This window comes from Limosilactobacillus portuensis, assembly GCF_014838735.1.
Lineage (GTDB): Bacteria > Bacillota > Bacilli > Lactobacillales > Lactobacillaceae > Limosilactobacillus > Limosilactobacillus portuensis.
The window spans coordinates 1-282 of record NZ_JABUXQ010000134.1 but is presented as its reverse complement, the minus strand read 5'-3'; the positions used below and the strand labels follow the sequence as shown (position 1 = coordinate 282).

1 protein-coding gene is annotated in these 282 nt (G+C 42.6%); it reads right to left on the bottom strand.

What is annotated here, in order from left to right; all coding sequences use genetic code 11:
- Positions 1-282, bottom strand: a 282-nt coding sequence (locus HUK49_RS10875; RefSeq protein ID WP_191913697.1) for an aminotransferase class I/II-fold pyridoxal phosphate-dependent enzyme, incomplete at both ends; no start/stop codon positions are given.

Below are 282 nucleotides of genomic sequence, written 5' to 3'. Positions count from 1 at the left end.
GATATTTGGAAAAATGTAAAATGCCCCCTGTGGTACGCCGTCTAATCGAAAGCCCATCGATTGTAATGCGTTGACGAGGTAATCTCGACGTTCGACATAAGCTTGATTCATCACATGAGGTGCATCAACGGCTTCACGTAATGCAGCTATAGTTGCCATTTGTGCGGGTACGTTGGCACAAATACAGTTGTACGCATGCATAAATGTCAGCTTGTCGATTAAGTATTGTGGACCTGATAGAAAACCAATACGAATCCCTGTAGCTGAATGAGATTTACTTAA